This window comes from Mesorhizobium sp. LNHC252B00, from assembly GCF_000502955.1.
Taxonomy (GTDB): domain Bacteria; phylum Pseudomonadota; class Alphaproteobacteria; order Rhizobiales; family Rhizobiaceae; genus Mesorhizobium.
The window spans coordinates 1-24850 of the sequence record NZ_AYWO01000013.1 but is presented as its reverse complement, the minus strand read 5'-3'; the positions used below and the strand labels follow the sequence as shown (position 1 = coordinate 24850).

The 24850-nt window shown below is 64.1% G+C and carries 27 protein-coding genes and 1 pseudogene; 27 read left to right on the top strand and 1 reads right to left on the bottom strand.

Going from position 1 to position 24850, the window contains the following annotated elements:
- Nucleotides 1–6: 6 nt before the first annotated feature.
- A complete protein-coding gene (locus X744_RS152800) occupies nt 7–834 on the bottom strand; it encodes a sugar phosphate isomerase/epimerase (protein ID WP_031260506.1) in 828 nt (275 codons plus the stop codon).
- 245 nt (nt 835–1079) lie between these two features.
- Here X744_RS152800 and X744_RS0137295 point away from each other — a divergent pair, with 245 nt between their 5' ends.
- From X744_RS0137295 to trbL, 27 genes and pseudogenes are all read left to right on the top strand, one after another.
- Nucleotides 1080–2558: an ROK family protein gene (locus X744_RS0137295; protein ID WP_023760178.1), complete on the top strand. Its 1479-nt coding sequence runs from the start codon at nt 1080–1082 to the stop codon at nt 2556–2558.
- 49 nt (nt 2559–2607) lie between these two features.
- A complete protein-coding gene (locus tag X744_RS152805) occupies nt 2608–3621 on the top strand; it encodes a substrate-binding domain-containing protein (RefSeq protein ID WP_023760177.1) in 1014 nt (337 codons plus the stop codon).
- Nucleotides 3622–4052: 431 nt separating this feature from the next.
- Nucleotides 4053–4265, top strand: a complete 213-nt coding sequence (locus X744_RS152810; protein WP_023760176.1) for a helix-turn-helix transcriptional regulator — start codon at nt 4053–4055, stop codon at nt 4263–4265.
- Between the two features lie 126 nt (nt 4266–4391).
- Complete coding sequence (locus tag X744_RS152815) at nt 4392–4655, top strand: DUF2285 domain-containing protein (protein WP_023760175.1); 264 nt, start codon at nt 4392–4394, stop codon at nt 4653–4655.
- A gap of 156 nt (nt 4656–4811) precedes the next feature.
- Nucleotides 4812–5102: a DUF6499 domain-containing protein gene (locus tag X744_RS1000000174510; protein WP_198032237.1), complete on the top strand. Its 291-nt coding sequence runs from the start codon at nt 4812–4814 to the stop codon at nt 5100–5102.
- Nucleotides 5103–5148: 46 nt separating this feature from the next.
- Nucleotides 5149–5553, top strand: a complete 405-nt coding sequence (locus tag X744_RS0137285; RefSeq protein ID WP_245266700.1) for a DUF2285 domain-containing protein — start codon at nt 5149–5151, stop codon at nt 5551–5553.
- A 135-nt stretch (nt 5554–5688) separates the two neighbouring features.
- Nucleotides 5689–5970 (top strand): helix-turn-helix domain-containing protein, encoded by a 282-nt coding sequence (locus tag X744_RS152820; RefSeq protein WP_023760172.1) that lies wholly within the window; start codon nt 5689–5691, stop codon nt 5968–5970.
- 20 nt (nt 5971–5990) lie between these two features.
- Nucleotides 5991–7132, top strand: a pseudogene (locus X744_RS01000000169860) (replication initiator protein A).
- Nucleotides 7129–7767, top strand: coding sequence for a ParA family partition ATPase (gene parA, locus X744_RS152825; RefSeq protein WP_023760171.1), 639 nt, complete (start codon nt 7129–7131; stop codon nt 7765–7767). Before X744_RS01000000169860 ends, parA begins: the two are co-directional and overlap by 4 nt.
- Nucleotides 7764–8018: a hypothetical protein gene (locus X744_RS152830; RefSeq protein WP_023760170.1), complete on the top strand. Its 255-nt coding sequence runs from the start codon at nt 7764–7766 to the stop codon at nt 8016–8018. The genes parA and X744_RS152830 overlap by 4 nt, the downstream gene beginning before the upstream one ends.
- Nucleotides 8015–8533, top strand: coding sequence for a DUF2840 domain-containing protein (locus X744_RS152835; protein ID WP_023760169.1), 519 nt, complete (start codon nt 8015–8017; stop codon nt 8531–8533). Before X744_RS152830 ends, X744_RS152835 begins: the two co-directional genes overlap by 4 nt.
- Nucleotides 8530–9075: a S26 family signal peptidase gene (locus X744_RS152840; RefSeq protein ID WP_023760168.1), complete on the top strand. Its 546-nt coding sequence runs from the start codon at nt 8530–8532 to the stop codon at nt 9073–9075. Before X744_RS152835 ends, X744_RS152840 begins: the two co-directional genes overlap by 4 nt.
- Nucleotides 9076–9120: 45 nt before the next feature.
- On the top strand, nt 9121–9459 hold the full coding sequence (locus X744_RS152845; protein WP_023760167.1) for a DUF736 domain-containing protein: 339 nt from the start codon (nt 9121–9123) through the stop codon (nt 9457–9459).
- A gap of 4 nt (nt 9460–9463) precedes the next feature.
- On the top strand, nt 9464–10228 hold the full coding sequence (locus X744_RS152850; RefSeq protein WP_023760166.1) for a lytic transglycosylase domain-containing protein: 765 nt from the start codon (nt 9464–9466) through the stop codon (nt 10226–10228).
- Nucleotides 10229–10478: 250 nt separating this feature from the next.
- On the top strand, nt 10479–12251 hold the full coding sequence (locus X744_RS152855) for a DUF3363 domain-containing protein (RefSeq protein WP_023760165.1): 1773 nt from the start codon (nt 10479–10481) through the stop codon (nt 12249–12251).
- A 274-nt stretch (nt 12252–12525) separates the two neighbouring features.
- The gene (locus X744_RS152860) at nt 12526–13857 is read left to right on the top strand and encodes a hypothetical protein (RefSeq protein ID WP_031260496.1); all 1332 of its coding nucleotides are present in this window, start codon (nt 12526–12528) and stop codon (nt 13855–13857) included.
- Complete coding sequence (locus X744_RS152865; protein ID WP_031260495.1) at nt 13832–15064, top strand: hypothetical protein; 1233 nt, start codon at nt 13832–13834, stop codon at nt 15062–15064. Before X744_RS152860 ends, X744_RS152865 begins: the two co-directional genes overlap by 26 nt.
- Before the next feature lie 6 nt (nt 15065–15070).
- Nucleotides 15071–15895 (top strand): hypothetical protein, encoded by an 825-nt coding sequence (locus X744_RS152870; protein WP_156938570.1) that lies wholly within the window; start codon nt 15071–15073, stop codon nt 15893–15895.
- A 240-nt stretch (nt 15896–16135) separates the two neighbouring features.
- On the top strand, nt 16136–18127 hold the full coding sequence (locus X744_RS152875; RefSeq protein WP_023760161.1) for a conjugal transfer protein TraG: 1992 nt from the start codon (nt 16136–16138) through the stop codon (nt 18125–18127).
- A gap of 9 nt (nt 18128–18136) precedes the next feature.
- On the top strand, nt 18137–18583 hold the full coding sequence (locus X744_RS152880) for a CopG family transcriptional regulator (RefSeq protein ID WP_023760160.1): 447 nt from the start codon (nt 18137–18139) through the stop codon (nt 18581–18583).
- 170 nt (nt 18584–18753) lie between these two features.
- Nucleotides 18754–19737, top strand: a complete 984-nt coding sequence (trbB, locus tag X744_RS152885) for a P-type conjugative transfer ATPase TrbB (protein ID WP_023760159.1) — start codon at nt 18754–18756, stop codon at nt 19735–19737.
- Nucleotides 19734–20066, top strand: coding sequence for a TrbC/VirB2 family protein (locus tag X744_RS152890; protein WP_023760158.1), 333 nt, complete (start codon nt 19734–19736; stop codon nt 20064–20066). Before trbB ends, X744_RS152890 begins: the two co-directional genes overlap by 4 nt.
- Nucleotides 20066–20347: a VirB3 family type IV secretion system protein gene (locus X744_RS152895; protein ID WP_023760157.1), complete on the top strand. Its 282-nt coding sequence runs from the start codon at nt 20066–20068 to the stop codon at nt 20345–20347. The genes X744_RS152890 and X744_RS152895 overlap by 1 nt, the downstream gene beginning before the upstream one ends.
- Nucleotides 20348–20370: 23 nt before the next feature.
- Nucleotides 20371–22827, top strand: a complete 2457-nt coding sequence (trbE, locus tag X744_RS152900) for a conjugal transfer protein TrbE (RefSeq protein ID WP_023760156.1) — start codon at nt 20371–20373, stop codon at nt 22825–22827.
- Nucleotides 22824–23585 carry a P-type conjugative transfer protein TrbJ gene (trbJ, locus tag X744_RS152905; RefSeq protein WP_023760155.1) on the top strand — a complete coding sequence of 254 codons (762 nt, stop codon included), beginning with the start codon at nt 22824–22826 and terminating at the stop codon, nt 23583–23585. The genes trbE and trbJ overlap by 4 nt, the downstream gene beginning before the upstream one ends.
- Nucleotides 23586–23595: 10 nt before the next feature.
- Nucleotides 23596–23880, top strand: coding sequence for a putative entry exclusion protein TrbK-alt (gene trbK-alt, locus X744_RS152910; RefSeq protein ID WP_023760154.1), 285 nt, complete (start codon nt 23596–23598; stop codon nt 23878–23880).
- A gap of 4 nt (nt 23881–23884) precedes the next feature.
- Nucleotides 23885–24850 (top strand): P-type conjugative transfer protein TrbL (gene trbL / locus X744_RS152915; RefSeq protein WP_023760153.1); only part of this gene is annotated, 966 nt, incomplete at its 3' end.

Genomic DNA, 24850 nt, shown 5'->3' with positions numbered 1-24850 from the left:
GTTGGTTCAATTCGGCCCTATGGCCTTTTTCAGATAGTTCATGCTGAGTTCCGCCCCTTGCCTGGGATCGGGCCAGGCATCGAGCTCGGTGGCGATCCAGCCGGAAAATCCGGTGTCCTTGAGCGCCTGGACGATCGGCGCCATGTCGAGGTCGCCGCGATCGAGCGGCGTGAAGGCGAAGGGGTCGCGCTGCCAGCCCTTCAGGTGCACGTAGCTGATGCGGTTGCTGAATTCGCGGATCTGCTCGGCCGGGTCACCGCCGGCGGCTGCCAGATGCGCGGTGTCCGGACAGAAATCGATCGCGGTATGCTTGAAAATCTCGCGGACGTCGTCGGGGGCCTCGACGATGGTCGACAGATGCGGGTGATAGTGCGCGCGCAAGCCCGCTTTGGCCGCGACGTCGATGACCTTGTCGAGTGCCGCGCCGAGGCGCTTGAAATCATCGGGCTGGCGGCCCTTGGCGCGCTTGGCGCCACCGCCGACGACCAGATGCTCGGCACCGAGTTCGGCCGCGGCACCGGCCGCGCGTTCGATCCGCGCCAGCTCCTCGCCAAGGATATCGTCAAAGATGAAGTTGGCGCCGGAATAACCGGCAACAAGCGCGACACCGGACTGCTTCAGTGCGCTGCGCAGCACACCGTAGCGGCCTTCATAGTCGAGGATATTGCCGTCGAAGAGTTCGGTGCCGGCATATCCGGCCGCGCCGATGTCGCGGATCGCCTGCTCCATGTCGCCGAAGGTGCGATAGGTCAACTGGGTGATCGAGGTGACGCCGACGGCATTGCCGCCGAGCGCGCCCCAGCAATTGGCATGATAGGCCAGCTTCACCTGCATGTCGTCTCCTCCGGGCATAGCCAGATGTAACCGCGCTGCGCGTGGATCCCGGCATTGTTGGCTTGAGGAGACCCTGCGATCGCCGGTGCGGCGATCTCTGTCCTTGCTGCCGGCGGCGTGCCGGCCTTGGGGCGTAGGCTCTCCTCCGAACCTTGGCGCGAACTTATGCGTGGTTCACAAGGTACGTCAACGTTTAAAATGCAGAAGTCGGCCATCTTTTGCCGATAAACAACAAAAGTTACCACTTGATCCGTAAATGGGGTCACGTTACCCATGGCAAGACGCGGCCTGACGACAACCATTGGGACGATCGCTTCTCGCCCGACGGACGTGGCGGCACGCCGGGAACGAGACGCGGCAAGGATAAGGACGTGCGCAGCAACGCAGACGGAGAGACCGCCCAGCCGCGTCGCGCCGCCGGCAGGCCTCGCGCCAGCGAATCCGCGCATGGCAGCCTGGCCGCGCTTCTCAATCTTGTGCGGACCGGGGAGGCGACGACCCGCCAGGAGCTGGAGAACCAGTCCGAGCTTGGACGCGCCGTCGTCACCGACCGCCTTGCGACCCTGCTTCGGCTCGGGTTGATCGAGGAAGGCGAACTCGGGCCGGCGATTGGCGGACGGGCGCCGCGCCATGTTCGCTTCCGGCCGCGCATGGGCATGATCCTGGCCGCCGTGCTCGATCATTCCTCGCTGGCGGTCGGCATTTCGGATCTTTCCGGGCGTCTGCTCGCGGAGCATCACGAGGCCGTGGAACTGGCCGCGGGACCCGAGCCGGTGGTCCAGCGGCTGGCGACGCTGTTTGCCTGGATGCTGGAGGAACACGGTAGCGAAGGGGGGATCTGGGGCATCGGTCTGGCGGTGCCTGGACCAGTCGAGAAGCCCGATGGCCAGAAGCTGTTCGCGCCGGCGCTGAGCGCATTCCAGAACTGGGATGGATTTCCCTTTGTCGAGCAGTTGGCCGCGCTTGTTGGCGCGCCGGTCTGGGCGCGAAGCGGCGTCCAGACGATGACGATGGGCGAGCTGAAATCGGGCAGCGGCGTCGGCTTGACCGATATGATCTTCGTCAAGCTCGGCCGCTCGATCAGCGCTGGCGTGATCTCCGAAGGCGCACTGCACCGGGGCGCCCAGGGCGCTGCCGGCATGATCGGCTACACCTTCATCGAGGGCGGAAATCTCGAGGCTGTCGCCGGCAGCGAGGCCTTGGGACGCGAGGCCCGCCAAGCGGCCGAGAGCGGGCGCAGCCCCTATCTGGCCGAGGCGCTGGCGCGCGCCGGCGAGGTCACTGTCACCGATGCCGGCCACGGCGCCCAGTTGGGCGATCCGTTCTGCATCGACCTTCTCGGGCGCTGCGGCCGCGCCGTCGGCGAAGTCCTGGCGCCGCTGGCCAATCTGCTCAACCCGTCGCTGATCGTGCTCGGCGGCAATGTTGCCGAGACCGGCGATATATTGTTGGCGGCCGTGCGCGAAGCGGTCTACCGGCAGTCGCATCCGGTGGTCACGCGCGACCTACGCATCGTGCGCTCGCAGATGGGCGGCTCGGCCGGACTGGTCGGCGCCGCGCAGGTCGTGGCTGAAGCGTTGTTCGAGGCGCGATTTCTGCAGGGGTGGATTACGCTGGGCTCGCCACGCGAACATCCGGAATTCAAGGATTTTCTGGCACGGGCTGCGTTCGACACCAGTGCTCGGCCGGCCAAGCCCCGGCCACCGGGAGGACCGTTTGCATAATATCTGCGAAATCGAGCGAGTGGCGCGGATGTCTGGGGAGGATTGAGCAATGGCGATCACCGGCCTTGGGCCGCATGGCGAACGCGCGGTTCCGGCCAACCAGGTCGGGCTGTCGGATGCCGATGCCGACGCCGCTCGCAACCGGCATTTCTCGGTCGCCGTGGTTCTGCACACCACGATGAGCGATTGGGCCAAGGAGGAGCTGGCCGGGATCGTCGCCACGCTCGGTCGCTACGGTGCGGCCGTGGTCGAGGTGATCGACTGCGCTTTCGACATCGACAGGCAGATTTCCGAATTGCGGCGGCTGGCCGGCGAACCGGTCGATGCCGTCGTTTCCATCCCTATCGGCAGCAGCCGGGCTGCCGATGCCCATCGTGCGATATCGACGGCCGGAAAGAAACTTCTGCTGCTCGACAATGCTCCGACCGGCATGCTGCCCGGCAAGGACTATGTCAGCGTCATCTCCACCGACAATTTCGGCCTGGGGCAGATCGGGGCGGAACTGTTGGCACCGCATGTGGCCCAGGGTGGCAAGATCGGCGTCCTGGCCTATGGCGTGGATTTCTTCGCCACGCACGAACGCGAGATTGCCTTCCGCAAGTGGATGGCAGCCCACCGGCCAGACCTTTCGCTGGTGCGCGGCAAGTTTGCTGATGTGTCGCAGGCGAGGTCCGCAACCGCTGATCTGTTGCACACCAACCCTGATCTTGCTGGCCTGTTCGCTGTCTGGGACGTGCCGGCGACCGGCGCGGCCGCCGCTATCCTCGATGCGGGAAAGACGATCCCAATCACCACCGTCGACCTCGGCAACGATGTCGCTGCCGACCTTGCCGGCGGTGGTCTTATCAAGGGCATTGCCGCGCAACTACCTTACGACCAGGGTGTTGCCGCCGGCATTGCCACCATTCTCGGCCTGCTCGAGCGCCAGCCCCCGCCCTGGATCGCGCTTCCGGGCCTCGGCGTCACCGCCAGCAACGTCGTGGAAGCCTATCAGGTCGTCTGGCGCGCGCCGGCTCCCACCGCCTTGCTCAAGGCGCGCAAGCCGCGAAAGAATACGGCTTAGTCGCCAGGCCGCCGCCATGAAAACGCGCGGAAACGTGCCAAAACGCGTAGTCGTATGCTGACATCGCGGGCGCCGAATACACATCTCCTGGAAGGGTGATGGGTGCTCGGCATCCGCTCTGTTCCGCTCGCTAGAAGCGGTTGTTGGCTGACAGCGCCCTCTGGGATAACAGCCCGAACTTCTGCTTCGTGAATGTCGCGCCGCGACTCGACCGACAATCACTCTTCATCGTCGTGATGACGATCGCGGGCAGTGGCAGAGTGGCAACATGTGCACCCTTCCTCAAGCGTTGTAAAATAGGCAACCACGCGCGGTCACGCCACGCGTCTGGTCACCGAGCTCTACGCGCAATTTCACTTACGTGGTTTTCAAACGACGAATACCTAGTATATTGGGTGGCAGTATATTAGGTAGCCGGCGACTCCTCCCGAATGATCTTGCGGGAGAGAATTGCGAAGAACTTACGCCGGTTGAGACATGCCACTGGCTTGTCGCAGGAGGAGCTTGCGGATCGTGCCGACGTCAATCGCAACTATGTTGGCATGCTTGAGCGCGAGGAACATGCCGCCACAATCGACATGCTCGAAAAGCTCGCCGCAGTTCTGGAAGTCGATCCCATCGAGTTTTTCCGCAAAGACGACTGATCGAACTGGGCGCGGCGATGCGCCGCGCGCATCACCTGATGCCTTCGTGCACTCGCGCATTCACCTTCCGGCCTATACTGCTGACAATGATGCAGACGCTGAGATGACTGGCTGCGGGAGATCGGCGTGACACAAGAAGCGTTTCTGGACCAGCCACCAGAGAGCCAAGAGCTCACCAGGTACGATCGCGAGCACATGACGCTGTATATCCGCCTGCTTGACGCGGCGGCGGACGGTGCCGACTGGCACGAGGCGGTTTCGATCCTCTTTGGTTTAGATGCTAACCTCGAACCCGAACGAGCCCGCCGCGTCTACGACACCCATCTTGCCCGCGCACGCTGGATGACAGCGCACGGCTACCGCAAGCTTGTTCGCGAGAGCGGTCACTAACTCGACCGCGATGCGGCGCCCGCATCGCGCGTTGTCCACGCAAGGACTTCCCGAGGCCTTTCCATCCGGCAATCGTGTTGCTCCGAGCATGCACGAGAGGTGCAAGCCTGGAGGACACTGATGCGGCCTGACACATCACAGTGGCGATCCTCGTCGATGTACGACTATCTCGACGACCTCGTCGCCGCGGATCTCGCCTGGGAATGGTTGCGCCGCAACGCCGACTATCAGCGCGACTACGCTGAAGTCGAACGTCCCGACGCGGACCGTGAGCGCCTGACGAACCTGGCGCGAATGCGCTGGGGGCTGCGATTTCCCTGTCCACCCAACATTCAGTGCCATCAAGACAACGGTGTTCTGGGCGCCGGAAGCCGATCCGGGCACAGTCATGCTCACAGCGATCCCGCGGTGGCCATTGCCGGACTTGGAAGGCGTTGCGCCACCTGATCTCGATCCCCGCAACGCGCAGTTAGGTCCGGAGGGGTTGAGCATTGTGCACGGCGAGGGTGCCGCCGCCATCCGCCTTCTGGTGCTTGGCGATGCGCGGCCCGATCAGCCGCTGGCGGCCCTTGTTCCGCTTGACGCCGACGGCTTCGATCGCATCGAGGCCGTCACGCGGCTCTGGCGCGCACTGCATGGCCGTCGCGTTCTCCCCGATACCCGCCTGACGGTACAGCAACGCCGAAGGCTGCGCCACATGCTGCAGGCCGTCGACGGCAGCATGAACGGCGCGAGCTACCGCGAGATCGCAAACGTCATCTACGGCGCGCCGCGCGTCGCAGCAGATTCCTGGAAGACCTCGGCGCTTCGAGACAGCACCATAGACCTCGTCAAGGACGGCCGCGCCATGATCGCCGGCGGCTATCGCAAGCTTCTGCGCCATCGCCGCAAGTCCTGATACGCTTCGCGCCCCGGGGGGTGCGAATTTAGCTTGCCCCTCTTCGCCATCCCCCTCGCGGCGCCTCTCCGCCACCGTGGCCTTCGTCCGCCGCTGATCGCCAGCGGCTTCAACGAACCTCTCGGAGGCCCGATCATGTCCGCCAACCTCACCGGCTTGCCGCCGCGCTTTCTGCGTACTCCCGAAGCTGCTCGATTCCTGGGTCTGTCCGGCCGCACCCTGGAGAAACACAGGACCTACGGGACCGGCCCGTCCTATCGCAAACTCGGAGGTCGCGTCGTCTACGCGATCGACGACCTGCAGGCCTGGGCGGACCGGGGCGCAGTTACTTCGACCTCCGATCCCCGCGGCACTGTTCTTCCCGCAAAGCGCCATGAGGCCGTGACGCCTGTCGTTGCCGGCCGTCACGCCCGCTGACCGTCGCGCAGGTTTCCTCAATGCCGGTGCGCCGTCGCCCCCTGTCGGAACGCGGACAACTCGAACTGTTCCGTGCGCGTGGCAGCGATCTCGCACCCCGAGACACGCAGGATCTCATGGCCTATCCGTTCTTCAGCCTCTCCAAATCCCATCGGATACAGCCCATCGACTTCTCCGCCGGGGACGTCGTCATCCGCGTCGAAGCCGTACCCGAACATGGTATGGCGACCATCTGGGACGCGGATATCCTGATCTGGGCCGCAAGCCAGATCGTCGAGGCTCGCGACGCCGGGCTGCGTACGTCGCGCCTCATGGCGGCGACGCCCTACGAAATTCTCACTTTTATCGGACGCGGCGTCGGCGCGCGCGACTACCAGCGCCTGAAGGCGGCGCTCGATCGCCTGCAATCGACAACGGTGGCGACGACGATCCGCCAGCCCGCGCAGGGTCGTCGGCGCCGCTTCTCCTGGATCAACGAGTGGGTCGAGCGCACGGATCGGCGCGGGCGTCCCGCCGGCATCGAGCTGATCGTCCCCGACTGGTTCTACCAGGCGGTCCTCGACGATGCGCTCGTGCTCACCATCGACCGCGACTACTTTTCGCTGACGGGCGGGCTTGACCGCTGGCTCTATCGGCTCGTGCGCAAGCATGGCGGCCGACAGCGCGCCGGCTGGCGCTTCGACTTCCGCCATCTCTACCTGAAGTCCGGTAGCCTCTCACCCTTCAAGCGGTTGCCTTCGAGCTGCGCGACATCGTCAGACGCCAGCCGCTGCCCGGGTACACCCTGTTCATCGAGGTCGAAATCAGCGGCCGGGTGCTGCTCTCCTTTGAGCCATCTCCTAAAAGGAGACCTGTGGACGGCCTCGTGCTATCGGGAACCCGCACTATCGTGCCATCGGGAACCCGAGGCTCGTGCTATCGGGAACCCAAACCGGGGTTAACCGACTGCACGGCAAGCGAAAATCGCGCCCTTAACTTAGAATCTAACACAGAATCTAACTCTCTTAGCGCGCCTGGCATCGTTGAAAGCTCTGCCGACGGCGGCAATCGCAACGAAACACAGACGCTTCAGCTCCCGATCTTCCCGTATACGTCTTTCAGTAAATCCGGCGTTCCGACACCTGAACTTCCCCTCGAACCTAAGCCGCGAGGGGCAAAATGATCGTAGCGCTCCTCAATCAGAAAGGCGGCGTCGGCAAGACGACGCTGGCGCTGCATCTCGCCGGGCAATGGGCCAGGACGGGAAAGCGCATCACTCTGATCGATGCCGACCCGCAGGGCTCGGCTCTCGATTGGTCGCAGCAGCGCGCCCGGGAAGGTCTGCCACGGCTGTTCGGGGTTGTCGGCCTGGCGCGCGATACACTGCATCGCGAGGCGCCCGAACTGGCCCGTGGTGCCGATCATATCGTCATCGATGGGCCGCCCCGTGTCGCCGCGCTGATGCGCTCGGCGCTGCTCGCGGCCGATCTTGCGCTTGTCCCGGTTCAGCCGTCTCCCTTCGATGGCTGGGCGGCGGCCGAGATGCTGGCACTAATCCGAGAGGCGCGGATCTACCGCCCCCAGCTTGTCGCTCGCTTCGTGCTCAATCGTTGCGCCTCGCGTACCGTCATCGCCCGCGAAACGGCCGAGACCCTGGCCGATCACGATCCGCCGGTGCTCGCCGCGACCATCGGCCAGCGCGTCGCCTATGCCGAATCCGCACAATCGGGTCGCCTCGTCTTTGAGACAGACGAGGATAGCCGGGCTTCACGCGAGATTGCGGCCTTCGCTGCCGAAGTTGGAAGGATCGCGCCATGAATGGGCGATCCCCGAAGCGCGGCTTCATCGCCCGTCCCGGCACCGCCGAGGACTGGATCAAGGAATCCGGGATAGCGCCGGGTCGAAGCAATGACGGCTCCGCTTTCAGCGCCCGGCTGACGATCGACGTCACACCCGAGCTGCGCGGTCGCATCAAGATCGTCGCCTTCAAACGCGGCCAGACCGTCGCCGACATGCTGCGCGACCTGCTCGCCCGCGAATTTCCCGAGAGCCAAGGAGACACTCCGTGACCCGAAACCAGACGCCACGTGTGCGCGGCGGCCGACAGTCCGGCGTTGCCACACCATCCACAACCCTCGTTGAGCTGACCTGGATCGAGAAGCGGATCGAGCACTGGATCAGGTTCGGTCAAAAGGTTCACGAGCAGGTTCTCGACCAGCGCCACCGCGTCGTCGGGTTCGCACCCAACACGACCTTCGCCTTCGTCCGCTGGGCCGCGAATGACTTCGGCACGATCATCTCGCGCATCGACATCCTGCGCGCGGTTCGTGACAGCGAACCGTTCCAGACGCTGCCCTTCGTCAGACCAGGCGGCGACATCCTGCTGAAAGTCGACCGCTGGCCGAAGGTCGAGCGCGTGCTGCAGGCCATCGACGCCATCGAGGCGCTCGGCATCGATCCCGTCGATGTCGCGCCCGACCATTGGCGCCATGTCCACAACCGTCTGAAGGCCGACCAAGAGCCACGCCCCTACGCCCGCGAGCAGCACCGCGCCTGGCTTCTTCGCCGGAGGACCGAGCCATGACCCGCTTCGGCTACGTCATGACGACATACTTCGCCGTGCTGGCGATCGGCGGACTGTCCTTCATCCATGTCGCGCCGAGGCTGATCTGGAACGCATCGGCGAGCACCCCGATCGGTCTCTACCGCATCCGCCCGGCCGAGCGGCTTGCTGTAGGCGATCTTGTCGCTGTCGATGCTCCGGAACCACTGGCGAGCCTCCTTGCCGACAACGGCTACCTGCCGCGCGGTGTGCCGCTGATGAAGCGCATCGTCGGCCTTCCCGGACAGGAAGTCTGTCGCAGTGGCCTCGCCATCACCGTCGATGGAATCGAGATTGGCAAGGCGCTCGAACGGGATCACCTCGGCCGCCCACTGCCGGTCTGGCAGGGCTGCCGGAGCATCGTCAGCGGCGAAGTCTTCCTCATGAATGCGCAGGTCCACGACAGTCTCGATGGTCGCTACTTCGGGCCGATTGCGACCAGCTTGATCATCGGCCGCGCCACCCCGCTGTGGACCGAGCAGGGCGGGACCGGCGGCTACGACTGGCGCGCACCAAACCACTGATCGCGCCCGAACCTTCAAACGCCCATCGCAGAAAGGAGCAAAGAAATGTCACAGATCGGAGAATTCACCCGCACGAAGTCCGGATATTCCGGCCGCGTCCGCACGCTCACCCTCGACGTGCAACTGGCTCTCATTCCAGCCGAGCCCTCGGACTCCGAAAAGGCGCCGGATTATCGCATCCAGATGGGCGGGGATGGTGACGGACCAGAGGTCGGTGCAGGCTGGAAGCGAACCGGAGACAAGGCCGGCGAATACGTCTCGCTGCTGATCGACGATCCCGTCTTCGCGCAGCCGATTCGGGCAAACCTCTTCCGGTCCGATGCCGACAATGGGTCATGGTCGCTGCACTGGAACCGTTCGCCTAAACGCAGCGAACGGGAGTGAGGCCATGCCGATCTCCCGCCACCGCTTTTCCACCGGACGTCCGAAGATCCTCGTCCGCGGCGCATTCATTGTCCTTTCCGGCCTTATCTCGATCGTCGCTTTGTCGCCGGCCACGGTCGCGCAGAATGCACCGATCGAGCGAAAGGCTCCCGGCGATCCCTACGCCGCAATTGTTGCCGAGGCCTCGCAGCGCTTCGGCATTCCGAAGAGCTGGATACGCGCCGTCATGCGCGCCGAAAGCTGGGGCGACGCTCGGGCGATCTCATCTGTGGGCGCCATGGGGCTGATGCAGATCATGCCCGAGACGTGGGCCGATCTTCGTCTTCGCCACCATCTCGGCGGCGATCCCTTCAGCCCACGTGACAACATCCTGGCAGGCGCAGCCTACCTGCGCGAGATGCATGACCGGTATGGTTCTCCGGGCTTCCTCGCCGCCTACAATGCAGGCCCTGGCCGCTACGAGGAATACCTCGCGGGCAGACGTGCGCTACCAGCAGAAACGCGCGCCTACGTCGCTGCCCTCGCTCCAATTGTCGGAGGCGGAAAGTTTGATCGCCCTTTCGTAGCCGGGGGCGTCGAGCGCGGTAACTGGACGCTCGCGCCGCTGTTCTCCGCGCGATCCGAGCATGCGCCGGCTGTCGATCCTGCGCAGCGCGATAGCCGGCCCGATGACGCCCCGGCGGCAACTCCCGTGCACGATCTCTCCGCCATCTCGCCCATTTCCGATGGCCTGTTCATCGCCCGTCCCGGCTCTGGCGGCCCACGATGACGAGTTTCGCGGGATCGCGCTGCCCGGCGTGGAATGGCGGAGGGTGGAGGGAATTGCAGGAGTGGCGAGGAAACACGAGCTTAGGACGGCAAGATAAAAGAGGCTCACCGGTCGTCCTCCAAGCCATTGATATGGCTTGTTTTCCGGCGTGCCTATCGGTCGGGACGCGTGCCGCGTTCGAGGGTTTTTCCAAGGATTTCAACGTGGTTTCCAGCACTGCGCGGGTGACGCCGCTGTTGGCAGAGCTGCCATGACCGAGGGCGACAGCGACTTTCGCGTCAGGCCAGGACGCATCCGCAGCACCCGCGCACCGAAGCCAAAAAACTTCATCAACCGGGTGCTCCGCGCCGCCAAGCGCGCCGGCCATACCGATGGCGCGTTCAGTTCAATGCCGAGGAGCGGCCGTTCGCCCGTTCTGGGCCGCTCCAGCTTCGGGCGCGGCCGGATCAGCTTCAGCCGGAACCGGCTCTTCTCCTCTAGCCGACGTGTCGTCGTCGCTGCGCGGATTGCCCGGCATTCGGGCAAGGCGTTTCGCTCCGCTCCGCTCGCCGCACACCTGTCCTATCTCAAGCGCGACGGCGTCACACGTGGCGGCGAGAAGGCGGTAATGTTCGACGCCGGCAGCGACCGCGCCGATGACGTGGCCTTTGCTGAACGCTCGAAGGACGACCGCCACCATTTCCGTTTCATCGTCTCGCCCGAGGACGCCGGCGAGATGACGGACCTGCGCGCCTTCACGCGCGACCTTGCGAAGCAGATGGAAGCCGATCTCGGATCCCGGCTCGACTGGGTCGCCGTAGATCACTGGAACACCGACAACCCCCACGTCCATCTGCTGGTGCGTGGGGTCGACGACACCGGCGCGGACCTCGTGATCTCGCGCGACTATATCAGCCGTGGCCTGCGCTCGCGCGCCGCGGAGCTGGTATCTATCGAATTGGGTCCCCGACCTAAGCACGAAATCCGCAACGCGCTGGAGAAGGAGATCACCGCCGAGCGCTGGACGCGGCTCGATGTGGAAATCCGCATCGCAGCCGACGAGACCGGGTACATCGACCTGCGCCCGCAAGCGACCGGCGCCGCCGATCCCGAAAGCCGTCGCCTGATGATCGGCCGGGTCCAGCATCTGGAGAAGATGGGCCTCGCCACCCCGGCCGGTCCCGGCGAATGGATGGTTGGCCTTGAGGCCGAACGCTCGCTCCGGGATATCGGCATGCGCGGCGATATCATCGAGACGATGCACCGCGCCTTCACCGAGCGCGGGCAGGATCGCGGCATCGCCGACTATGTGATCGACGCTGGCGCGACAGGCGCGCTCATCATCGGTCGGCTGGTGGACAAGGGTTTTCAGAACGAGTTGACCGGCGAGGCCTACGCCGTAGTCGACGGCACCGACGGCCGCGCGCACCACGTCCGCTTCCGCGGCATCGAGGCGTTCGAGCATGCGCCGCCAATCGGCGGCATCGTCGAGGTCCGTCGCTTCGGCGGATCGGGAGACGAGCAGCCGACGCTCGTGCTTGCCAATCGCTCGGACTTCGATTTGAACCGCCAGATCACCGCGCCGGGCGCGACCTGGCTCGATCATCGGCTGGTCGAACGCGAACCGATGCCGCTCGCGATGGGCGGCTTCGGCCGCGAGGTTCGCGATGCCACGGCGGCCCGCGCAGACCATCTCGCCGAGGAAGGGTTCGCCCGCCGACAAGGCCAGCGCGTCATCCTGCAGCGCGACCTCCTCAACACCCTGACCCGCCGTGAGTTGGACGCCGCCGCCGCGCGGCTCTTGGCCGAAACCGGCCGGCCGCACATGAAGGCGGCCGCTGGCGAGCATGTCGCCGGTGTCTACCGTCAGCGCCTCACGCTCACGTCGGGCCGCTTCGCCATGATCGACAACGGTCGCGGCTTCCATCTCGTCCCGTGGTCTCCTCTGATCGAGAAGAGACTCAGCCAACACATCACCGGTGTAGCCAGGGTTGGCGGCAGCATCGAATGGGGCTTCGGCCGGAAACGGGGGCTTGGGCTGTAAGCCTCCAATATCGTAGACACGATTTGGGGTTGCTCGGCGGGGTCAATCTCTGCGGACGCAAGATAGCGCGATCACCGGACCCTCTTGGGCTAGAGCAGCCTCAGAGCATGCTGGCGAGAAATCTGACAACTCCATTCTTGCCTGAGGTCGTTAAAAACTCTGGGATTGTGGGCCTGTCTCGCCTGAACCGAAAGTTTCTCGCCATAACTTCCCGAATTTGTAAGGAGGGCAAATCCGTGCTCCTTTGATGCTGCCAACGCAAAGGAGACAAACCATGGCTCTCGCTAGAAAAAGCACCGCCGCCGACGTGTTCCGCGACAAGTTCCGCCTGACTGGCAGCCCCTTCCGGGTCGCTGAAATCTATAACCCGGACAACCCCGGCGTTTACGTTCGGGAGATGTATGGCAAACAGCTCGACGAGTTCCACCGCAAGTTCTTTCTCGACCCGCTTGAGCGCGATGTCCGCCAGACCATCGGCGCCGTCTGGTCCAGCCACGCGGGGGAAAGCGAAGGCCGCGGGTTTGGCAAGTCCATGATGATGAGCGAGGAGAGCAAGATCGCGAACCGCGATTTCGGCGCTTCCATCCTTTCTCAATTCGATGTCACGGACGAAGCAATCGTCGATAACCCTTTCCTTGCCGCCTACTGCACGTTCGAGCAGAGCAAGGGCATCCAGACATTCCCGGCCGCACTCCTCGAAGGGGTCGCATTCGCGCTCCGGTGCGATTTCGGTGCGGAGAGCAACGTGCACCAGGAGCTTCGGAGACGAATCGCCGAAAGCCTCGACGCAAACCCGTCCTACGAGGCAGAGGCGATCAGGCGCGCCCTCATGCAGAAACTCGGCACTTACAAGAACCTCTCCATCCAACTATCCCACAGACAGGTGGCAGGCTTCATAGACGCTTTGTGCTCCGACGACACGGAAACGCTCGCGATATTCATTCGGGAGAAGATCGGGCCGCGCATCAGGGCGGCCCAAGGCTTCCATTTCGTGCACATATTTAACGCGTTTGCGAGCCTCGCGGGGATCGCACACGTCGTCTATTTCGTCGACCAGATCGAAAATTTCGCAAAGCACGCCCGGCACCAGGACCGCGACGTCCGCATCTTGCGAGAATCGATGTGCCAGACGTCGCCAACCGCTGACATGGCATCGTTCGTTTTCCAGATGCACATCAACGCGCTGCGCGTGCTGGAACCGATCTGGAACGCGGAACATCTGCCGTCCATCGACTACTCGCTCGCCCGCAACAAGGGCCGCATCGTCGACCTGCAGGGGCTTCGGTCTGTCAGTGAGGCGGCCAAAGTCACCGAGAAACTTCTCGCTGGCAAGCGACCGAAGGGCACCAAGGTCCCCAGCCCGCTACATCCGTTCGACAAGGACGGTATCGAACTCGTCCTGCAGGCGAGCGACGGAAATCCGCGCCGCTTCCTGGAGATGCTGGACACCCTCCTGAGCGCGGCCCGGTCATCAGCAAACGGCGCAATTGATAAGACTGGAGTGCTTGAACTGACGTTCGTGCGTTCGCTCGTTGATGACAGCGCTAGCCAATACTCAGCTCCCGCAGAGGAGGACGAAGATGACCTCAGCAACCCTATCCAGTGACGTGCCCGTCGGAGGGCAACCACTCGCTACCGCAGGCGCTGTGGTTGTCGAAACGGACAGCATTCCGCGGATCAAGATCCGCGACATCATGTCGGCGGTGCAGTTCACCAACCGAGCCCAGGCGACAAGCCTCGAAGCTCTACGCGTCAAGGTCAACACCGACAGAAGGGAGTCGAGTGCTGGTACGAGAGGCTACTCGATTGCTCGGGATGTCGCTTCGGAGCTTGCGAAGCTCGGGCTTGCCGACGTTGGGCCGCTGCCGAAGGATGCTAAGGGCTTCGAGAAGAAGCGCGACATGAAGATCCGTATCACGGAGGCCGGTGAGGAGTTGGCCCGCGTCATTAAGCATGATCGCGCGCAAGCCTACTCGCACGTGCTCAAGAGCATGTTCGAGGTTCATCCTTATGTCAGGCGTTTTCTGCTTGCCGCGTCAAAGGGCGCGCTCTTGGCGCCAGTCGTGACTTCGGCCAAGCAGCACATCTCGCCGAAGTACATTTCCGCGAAGACGCTGGCCGAGGATGTCGCGCAGGGCAGGTTTGACTTAGATGGGCTGCTGCGGACGACGACCGACCGCCTTGAGCGGACGCTGAGCGCCGAGGAGGTGGCCGAGATCGAGGCCGGAATGCAGGAACTGGTCTCGCGCCTTATGACCGCTGCGGCTGCGGAGCCGCAGTCAGACTTTGCGCGCAAGATGCTGATGGCCATAAACGAGGTGGTCGTCCCAGCCGTGCTGCGCCGCGCTGGGCTAGGCTTCGATTACAACACCCTCCGCCGTCTATCGCAAATGGGAAGGGAGTTTCAGGTCAGTTGGGGAACATCAGCGCACCCTCGCCACGACGGCTGGCTGATCTTCGCGACCGCGTCTCTGGCCTTCTCTGACGATGAGCAACGCCTGGCGGAGGTGCGGTTCGACAACGGAGTTCGTCGCATGGCTCATGGCTTCCTCGACCGGCTGTACGAGACATATTCGTTAACGCAGGAGTGGGGTCTCGGAACCGTGATCACGGCGTGGGAAATGCGGGCCACGTTCTGTTTTCAGAATCGCTGTGCTCCGGGCGTATTCGACCATCTCTTCAGTGAGAACTACGGCGGGTCCGAAACGTACCGAATCGACAAGGACTTCCCCCCTCGGAACAAGCCCACGCACGAGGAGCCCCTAGTCATCGGCGGCCGTGAGATCGGCCTTATCCGAATTTCGAAGAGGTGAGCCGTGTTGGATTTCTTTGTTACCCGTAGCAGCGGTCGACTTCACCCGGCGCTCTATGATGTCATCTCAGGCAGTTTTGCGCTCACCCGCCTATGGGATTGCGAAACGTTGAGTGGGCCTGAACGGGGGCGAGCATTCGAGGGGGCATTTTACGGCTTTTGCGAGGGTCGCGGATTGCGCCTGACGGAGCGCGCCGGGTCACGCACACTTTGTGGTTCGGTGAGTGCTTCGGGTCTGCGCCATGAGAGCGACGCCGTCATCGTGTTGCCGGACATCATCATTCACGTCGAGACCAAACATCTCGGTCATGAAGTCTCAAAGAACGACCTGATGATCTTCAACCAAAAGGGACTAGACTTCATGATGAGCGGAGCAACCCCGCTCACCGCACGCCCGCTCTATCGTGTTTTCCTGAGCGGTGGCCCTCTTTCACCAGAAGCACGACGTTTTGCGCTTCTCTGGGGCATCGTTGCCGTGGAACCAGACGTGCTGCCGCTGCCGGTCCTCCATTGGCTAGCAGGCTCCAGCTTCGCCGAACATCCGGGCTTTCGCCACAGCGCCGAACGCATCTGGCGTGACGTGCCGGTGCTTGTGGCCTCGCTTCAGGAGCGAATCCGGCGGCTGCCATCCTGCCTCGAAGGTCACCTTGAAACGCTCTCCCGTTCACGCATCGAGCGGTACCTAGAAGACGTCCAGATGGCCTGCGGTGACCGGTGCTGGAGAGAACTTGATTACATCGACCCGTTCTGGCTCGAAAACATCTACAGCGAATTCAGCCGTCATTTGCCAAGGCTGACCAAGATGAATTGGTCGTCCGCCCTGGTCGAGTAGCTGGCCCGCAGTGCGTACGACACCCTGTCGGTCAGAATCCCACGCGCTTCCGTTGGTCGAGACTCACTGGATTTGTGAGGCGGAAGGCCGAGACGGTCGGCAAGCGCTGCTCCCGATTCTACGCTTTCCCCTGTTTTTGTCCTCTTACGTCGCCAAGTCTACGGCCGGCATGGGCCACGGCTTGTGGTCCTCAGCGCTGGCCCCCAACCTTGATGGCATCCGCCGTCCGAGAACCAAAATATGTCCGCCACGAAAATCCTCTGGGGCCAAATTACCATCGTCTTCCTGATCGTGCTCGCCACGACCTGGGCGGCGACGCAGTGGACGGCGTGGAAGCTCGGCTTCCAGCCGCACCTCGGCGCACCGTGGTTCGAACTGGCGGGCGTTCCATTCTATTATCCGCCGGCTTTCTTCTGGTGGTGGTATTTCTACGACGCCTATGCGCCGCCGATCTTCGTCGAGGGTGCGTTCATCGCGGCCTCCGGCGGCTTCATCTCGATCGCCGTGGCGATCGGCATGTCAGTCTGGCGGGCGCGCGAGGCGAAGAATGTCGAGACCTACGGCTCGGCGCGCTGGGCGAAACCGAACGAGATCAAGTCCGCCGGGCTCCTTGGCCCTGACGGCGTCGTGCTCGGCAAGCTTGATCGCGACTATCTCCGTCACGACGGGCCGGAGCATGTGCTGTGCTTCGCGCCGACGAGGAGCGGCAAAGGCGTTGGCCTGGTCGTGCCATCGCTTCTCACCTGGCCCGGCTCGGCCATCGTCCATGATATCAAGGGCGAAAACTGGCAGCTCACTGCAGGCTTTCGCGCCAGGCATGGGCGGGTGCTGCTGTTCGATCCCACGAACAAGAGGTCTGCCGCTTACAACCCACTTCTCGAAGTGCGCCGCGGCGAGTGGGAAGTGCGTGATGTCCAGAATGTCGCCGACGTGCTGGTCGATCCCGAGGGCTCGCTCGAAAAGCGCAACCATTGGGAGAAGACCAGCCATTCCCTGCTCGTCGGGGCGATCCTGCATGTTCTCTACGCCGAGCCCGACAAGACGCTGGCCGGCGTCGCCGGGTTTCTGTCGGACCCGAAGCGGCCGATCGAGACCACGCTGGCGGTGATGATGACGACGCCGCATCTCGGAGAGGTCGGCCCGCATCCAGTCGTCGCCTCGACGGCGCGCGAGCTGCTGAACAAATCCGACAACGAGCGGTCCGGCGTTCTCTCGACAGCCATGTCGTTTCTCGGCCTCTATCGCGATCCCGTCGTTGCCGAGGTGACGAGCCGCTGCGACTGGCGGATCGCCGACATTGTCGCCAACCCAAGGCCCGCGACCCTCTACCTTGTCGTGCCACCCTCCGACATCTCGCGCACCAAGCCGCTCATCCGCCTGGTGCTCAACCAGATCGGCCGGCGCCTGACCGAAGAACTTCACGCGAAGGATCACCGGCATCGTGTCCTGATGATGCTCGACGAGTTTCCGGCGCTCGGCCGACTCGATTTCTTCGAGAGCGCCTTGGCGTTCATGGCGGGTTACGGCCTGAAAGCCTTCCTCATCGCGCAATCGCTCAACCAGATCGAGAAGGCCTACGGCGCCAACAACTCGATCCTCGACAATTGCCATGTCCGGGTGAGCTTCGCGACCAATGACGAGAGGACGGCCAAACGCGTTTCGGACGCGCTAGGCACCGCCACCGAGATGAAAGCGATGAAGAACTATGCCGGGCACCGTCTGTCTCCTTGGCTCGGCCATCTGATGGTCTCGCGCTCAGAGACGGCGCGGCCCCTGCTCACTCCTGGTGAGGTAATGCAACTCCCGCCCAGCGACGAAATCGTCATGCTGGCAGGCACGCCGCCTATCCGCGCGAAAAAGGCTCGCTACTACGAGGACGGGCGGTTCAAGGAGCGCGTCCTGCCGCCCCCCGACCCGGCAAAGAATGTCCGGTCAGAACGCAAGGACAACTGGTCGGCGCTTGCCCCGCAGAAGCCTTCGCTCATGCCTCTCGCCGAAGTGGACAAGGCTGAACAGGACGCGGCCAATGGCGGCCTGCGCCGCGAACCCGAGCTGCCGGATCACGTCGCCATCGCGAAGGAGACCGACGGTCTGAGGCCACAGGAAGAGTTCGCCATCATCGAAGACGACGATCCGGAAGACACCACGCGACAGGGCCGCATCCTGCGCCAGCAGATGCGCGGGATCGCCCGTCAGGTCGCGCTCGATCGGGACGATGGCATCGAAATGTGAGGTTGTATTATGCGCGACCGGATGAACGTCTATTTCCCGCCTCAAATGTTGAGACAGATCGCCGAGCTTGCCGATCGCAAGAAACTCTCTCGCTCGGCGATCGTGGAAGCAGCCGTCGCCTCATTTCTGTCGGCGGACGGTGCCGACCGGCGAGAGGCAGCTTTCACCCGTCGGCTTGACCGGCTCTCGCGACAGGCTCAGCGCATGGAACGCGATCTTGGTATCACCGCGGAAACCCTGGCGCTGTTCGTCCGCTTCTGGCTGACGATTACACCGCCGCTGCCTCCCGATGCACAGGCGGCCGCCCAAACCAAGGGGCGCGAGCGGTTCGAGGGGTTCATCGAAGCGCTGGGCCGGCGCCTGCAGAAGGGACAGAGTTTTCTCAGGGAAATTCCCGACGACATCGGCGGTGTTACGTCGGCCGAAGATGCCATCGAATCGAACAAAGACGGCTGAATGCTCGTCGCGGAGGCGATACCAAGCAATCGGACGTCCCGCCGTCTCCCTGTCTCTGTACGCTAGGCTTCGACGCCACATTGTTGTTGTTGCCAGGTCCTCGTTCCTGCCTCTTCTAATCATCCCCGAGCCGGAGCCGCCTTGACGGTCCTTGGCGAGAAGGGGACGATATGGCGATTTCCTACCAGCAGTCGGAGGCGTTCAGCCGTGGCGCGCGCATGCTGCGCACTGCGCTTGGCCCGGCAATTGCGGGATTTCTGGAAGACCCCGAAATCGTCGAGGTGATGCTCAACCCCGATGGGCGGCTCTGGGTCGACCGTCTCTCGCAGGGGCTCGCCTTCACAGGCGAGCAGCTGTCGTTTGCCGACGCCGAGCGCATCGTGCGTCTCGTCGCACATCATGTCGGTGCCGAGGTCCATTCCGATCGCCCACGCGTCTCGGCGGAGCTGCCCGAAACGGGGGAGCGGTTCGAGGGGCTTCTGCCGCCTGTCGTCGCAGCCCCGACCTTCGCGATCCGCAAACCGGCGGTCGCCGTCTTCACCCTTGGCGATTATGTGGCGGCCGGCATCATGACGGTCGAGCAAGCAGAAGTGCTGCGCGCAGCCGTCATGGCTCGCAAGAATATCCTCGTCGCCGGCGGCACCTCGACCGGCAAGACCACGCTCACCAACGCGCTACTCGCCGAGGTCGCCAGGACCGGGGACCGCGTCGTGCTCATCGATGACACCCGCGAGTTGCAATGCGCTGCGCCGAACCTTGTGGCGCTTCGGACCAAGGACGGCGTCGCCTCGCTTTCAGACCTTGTGCGCTCTTCGCTTCGCCTTCGCCCCGACCGCATTCCGATCGGCGAGGTCCGCGGCGCCGAGGCGCTGGATCTCCTCAAGGCGTGGGGCACGGGACATCCTGGCGGCATCGGCACCATTCACGCCGGCAGCGCCCTCGGTGCACTTCGCCGCATGGATCAGCTCATCCAAGAAGCTGTCGTGACCGTGCCGCGCGCGCTGATCGCCGAGACCATCGATCTGGTGGCCGTGCTTTCCGGCCGCGGCTCGCACCGACGTCTTGCCGAACTCGCCTGCGTCGAAGGGCTGGACCGGACCGGCGACTACGCCATCACCCCCGCATCGCTCGATATCCAAGGAGACCGCCCATGATCCGCCCTGCACTCAATATCCGCCGTCACATCGTGACCGCAGCCTTCGTAAGCTACACCACGCTGATGCTACCCCATTCCGCCCAAGCGGCTGGCTCCTCGATGCCCTGGGAAGCACCGCTCCAGTCGATCCTCGAATCCGTCGAAGGGCCTGTCGCCAAGATCATGGCGGTGATCATCATCATCGTCACCGGCCTGACGCTGGCCTTCGGCGACACTTCGGGCGGTTTTCGCCGCCTGATCCAGATCGTGTTCGGCTTGAGCATCGCCTTCGCGGCCAGCTCCTTCTTCCTGTCGTTCTTCTCGTTCGGCGGTGGGGCGCTCATCTGATGGCGGGCATTCTTGACACCGGCGGCGACGTTCCGGGCTTCTCCGCCCCCGTCCATCGCGCGCTGACCGACCATATCCTGCTCGGCGGCGCGCCGCGCTCGGTCGCTATCCTCAACGGGACGCTGGCCGCAGCCCTCGGCCTTGGCCTGCGGCTCTGGCTGGTCGGCCTGGTGCTCTGGGCGATTGGCCATTCCGCGGCCGTGTGGGCGGCGAAGCGCGACCCGCTGTTCGTCGATGTGGTGCGACGGCATCTGCGCATCCCCGGCCACCTGAACTTCTGAGGCCAAGGGTCAGGAGATAGGTCATGATGAACCTTGCCGAATATCGCCGCGCGTCTTCTCACCTGTCCGACTTCCTGCCTTGGGCAGCCATCGTCGGCGAAGGCGTTGTCCTGAACAAGGACGGCTCGTTCCAAAGGACCGCGCGCTTCCGCGGGCCCGATCTTGAATCGTCGGTGCCGGCCGAGTTGGTCGCCGTCGCCGGACGCCTCAACAATGCATTTCGCCGGCTCGGCTCCGGTTGGGCAATCTTCGTCGAGGCCGCCAGGCTGACGGCACAGCGTTATCCCGAGAGCCAATTTCCTGACACCGCATCCGCCCTCGTCGACGCCGAACGCAAGGCCGAATTCGAGGAAGAGGGAGCCCACTACGAGTCCAGCTATTATTTGACCTTCCTCTATCTGCCGCCTCCCGAGGACGCCGCACGCGCCGAGGGCTGGCTTTATGAGGGCAAGGCACAGAGTGGCGTCGATGCTCGCGCGATCGTGCGCGGCTTCGTCGACCGCACAGACCGGGTGCTGCAACTCGTCGAAGGCTTCATGCCCGAATGCGCATGGCTCGATGACGCCGACACGCTGACCTACCTGCACTCGACGGTTTCGACGAAGCGCCATCAGGTGCGCGTTCCGGAGACCCCGATGTATCTCGACGCGCTGCTTGCGGATGAACCGCTGACCGGCGGTCTCGAGCCACGGCTCGGCAAGGCACACCTGCGCGTACTCACCATCGTCGGTTTTCCGACCTCGACGACACCTGGCATCCTCGACGAGTTGAACCGGCTCGCTTTTCCGTATCGCTGGTCGACCCGCGCAATCCTGCTCGACAAGACCGATGCCACGAAGCTGCTGACGAAAATTCGCCGGCAATGGTTCGCCAAGCGCAAGTCGATTGCAGCAATTCTCAAGGAAGTCATGACCAACGAGGCGTCGACATTGGTCGACAGCGATGCGGCCAACAAGGCAGCTGACGCCGACCTCGCGCTGCAGGAACTTGGCTCTGACCTGATCGGACAAGCCTATGTCACGGCAACCGTCACCGTCTGGGACGACGATCCCCGCATCGCCGAAGAGAAGCTGCGCCTTGTCGAGAAGGTCGTCCAGGGTCGCGACTTCACCGCGATGGCCGAGACCATCAACGCGGTCGACGCCTGGCTCGGCAGCTTGCCCGGCCAGGTCTACGCCAATGTCCGGCAGCCGCCGATCTCAACACTCAATCTCGCCCACATGATCCCGCTATCGGCGGTGTGGGCGGGGCCGGAACGGGACGAGCATTTTGCAGCGCCTCCCCTGCTCTTCGGCAGGACCGAAGGCTCGACCCCGTTCCGGTTTTCTCTTCATGTCGGTGACGTCGGTCACACCCTTGTCGTCGGCCCGACCGGCGCCGGCAAGTCGGTGCTTCTGGCGCTGATGGCCCTACAGTTCCGGCGCTACGAAGGCGCTCAGGTCTTTGCTTTCGACCTCGGCGGTTCGATCCGGGCCGCCGCGCTGGCAATGGGCGGCGACTGGCATGACCTTGGCGGCGACCTGACCGATGGTGCTGCGGCCTCAGTCTCGCTCCAGCCGCTGGCGCGCATCCATCACACGCCCGAGCGCGCGTGGGCTGCTGACTGGATCGTGGCGATCCTTCTGCGTGAGCGCGTGGCTATTACGCCCGAGGTGAAAGAGCATCTCTGGTCGGCGCTGACCTCACTGGCGTCGGCCCCGGTGGCAGAGCGAACGCTGACAGGCCTCTCGGTGCTGTTGCAATCATCGGCCCTGAAGCAGGCCCTTCGATCTTATTGCGTCGGCGGACCATACGGTCGGCTGCTCGACGCCGAGACGGAGCGGCTCGGCGGGGCGTCCGTGCAGGCCTTCGAGACCGAAGGGCTGATCGGCACGGGTGCTGCGGCGGCCGTGCTCTCCTATCTGTTTCACCGCATCGAGGACCGACTCGACGGCCGGCCGACGCTGCTGATCGTCGATGAGGGCTGGCTCGCTCTCGACGACGAGGGATTTGCTGGCCAGCTCCGCGAATGGCTGAAGACGCTGCGCAAGAAGAACGCCAGCGTCGTCTTCGCCACGCAGTCGCTCTCCGACATCGACCGCAGCGCGATTGCGCCCGCCATCATCGAGAGCTGCCAGACGCGCCTGCTGTTGCCGAACGAGCGCGCGATCGAGCCGCAGATCACGGCGATCTATCGGCGCTTCGGGTTGAACGACCGCCAGATCGAGATTCTCGCGCGGGCAACCCCGAAGCGCGACTACTACTGCCAGAGCCGCCGCGGCAACCGCCTGTTCGAGTTGGGTCTCGGCGAAGTGGCCCTCGCCCTCACCGCCACCTCGTCCAAGACGGACCAGGCGGCGATCGAGCGCGTCCTCGCCGAGCACGGCCGCGACGGCTTCGTGCCCGCATGGCTCCGGGCGCACGGTGTTGCGTGGGCGGCCGACCTCATCCCCGATCTTGTCAACCTCATTTCCCAAACCCAGAAGGAGGCCCAATCATGACTACCCGTTCCCGTTCGCTCGTCGCCCGCCTTGCGGTGGCTCTTCTCACCGCGCCTATTTCGCTGTCGCCGATGATCACGACATCGGCCCACGCCTTCATCGTTTTCGATCCGACGAACTATGGGCAGAACGTCCTTCAGGCCGCCCGCGCACTGGAGCAGATCACCAACCAGGTCACCTCGCTCCAGAACGAGGCACAGATGCTGATCAACCAGGCCCGCAACCTCGCGAGCCTGCCTTACTCCTCGCTCCAGCAGCTGCAGCAGTCTGTCCAAAAGACGCAGCAACTCCTCTCCGAGGCGCAGAACATCGCCTTCGACGTCCAGCAGATCGACCAGGCGTTCCAGACGACCTACGGCAATGCCTCCCTCTCCGCCTCGGACCAGCAGTTGATCGCTGGCGCCCGCGAACGTTGGCAGAACACCGCAGGCGGCCTTCAGGACGCCATGCGTGTCCAAGCCGGCGTCGTCGGCAACATCGACACCAATCGAACCCAGATGTCTGCCCTCATCGGGCAGAGCCAGGGTGCCACCGGCGCGCTGCAAGCGGCGCAGGCCGGCAACCAACTCCTCGGTCTCCAGGCACAGCAACTCGCCGACCTGACTGCCGTGGTCGCCGCGAACGGCCGGGCGCAAGCGCTTGAATCCGCCGAGCAGGCGGCGGCCGCCGAACAAGGCCGCGAGCAGCGCCGCCGCTTCCTGACGCCGGGCGCCGGCTACCAGCCGGGCAACGCCCGCATGTTCCAGAACGGCAACTGAGGGCAACGTCATGGACGGAAAAATGCTTGCCCGGCTTGGCGCGGTCGTGTTCGTCGCGGTCGCTGTCACGGCGACCGCAATCGAATTGACCCGTAAGGAGGATCGCCCCTCGGCCTCGTCGGTCGGCCGAACGGGGACTGCCAACGCCGATCCGCTGCGTGGCGAGCTGATCCGCTGCCGGGAGCTTGGCGAGGCAGGCGCGCGCGATCCGACATGCCTACGCACTTGGGCCGAGAACCGCCGCCGCTTCCTCACGCCCGCGACGCCCGCGATCGATCGAGTGGAAGGCCGATAGCATCATGGGTGGCACCGGCGTCATCGATCATTTTCTCGAGGTCTTCACCCGCTACATCGATTCAGGCTTCGGCCTGCTCGGTGGCGAGGTCGCCTTCATTGCCACGACGCTGATCGTGATCGACGTGACGCTGGCCGCGCTATTCTGGTCCTGGGGCGCCGACGACGACATCATCGCGCGCCTGGTCAAGAAGACCCTCTTCATCGGGGTGTTCGCTTACATCATCGGCAACTGGAACAATCTCGCCCGCATCGTCTTCGAGAGCTTCGCCGGCCTCGGCCTCAAGGCTTCCGGAACGGGATTTACGACGGCCGACCTTCTGCGTCCCGGCAAGGTTGCCCAGACAGGACTGGACGCCGGCCGGCCGTTGCTCGACTCCATCTCCGGCTTGATGGGCTATTGGTCGTTCTTCGAGAATTTCATCCAGATCGCTTGCATGTTTCTGGCCTGGGCCTTGGTGCTGTTCGCCTTCTTCATTCTGGCGGTCCAGCTCTTCGTCACCCTCATCGAGTTCAAGCTGACCACGCTTGCCGGCTTCGTGCTGATCCCCTTCGGCCTCTTCGGCAAGTCCGCCTTCATGGCCGAGCGCGTTCTCGGCAATGTCATTTCCTCCGGTATCAAGGTGCTGGTGCTCGCCGTCATCATCGGCATCGGCTCGACGCTCTTTTCTGAATTTACCGCCGGTTTCGGAGGTGCTGCGCCCACCATCGACGACGCCATGGCGATCGTGCTTGCCGCGCTCGCGCTGCTGGGCCTTGGCATCTTTGGTCCCGGCATTGCCAACGGCCTCGTCTCCGGTGGACCGCAGCTCGGCGCCGGCGCCGCAGTCGGCGCGGGTCTTGCTGCTGGCGGCATTGTGATGGCCGGCGGTGCCGCCCTTGGCGCCGCCACAGGCGGCATCAACGCTGTTTCAGGCGGTGCCTCAGCTGCGGCGCGCGGTAGCGCCGCACTCGCTGGCGGCGCCGCGACC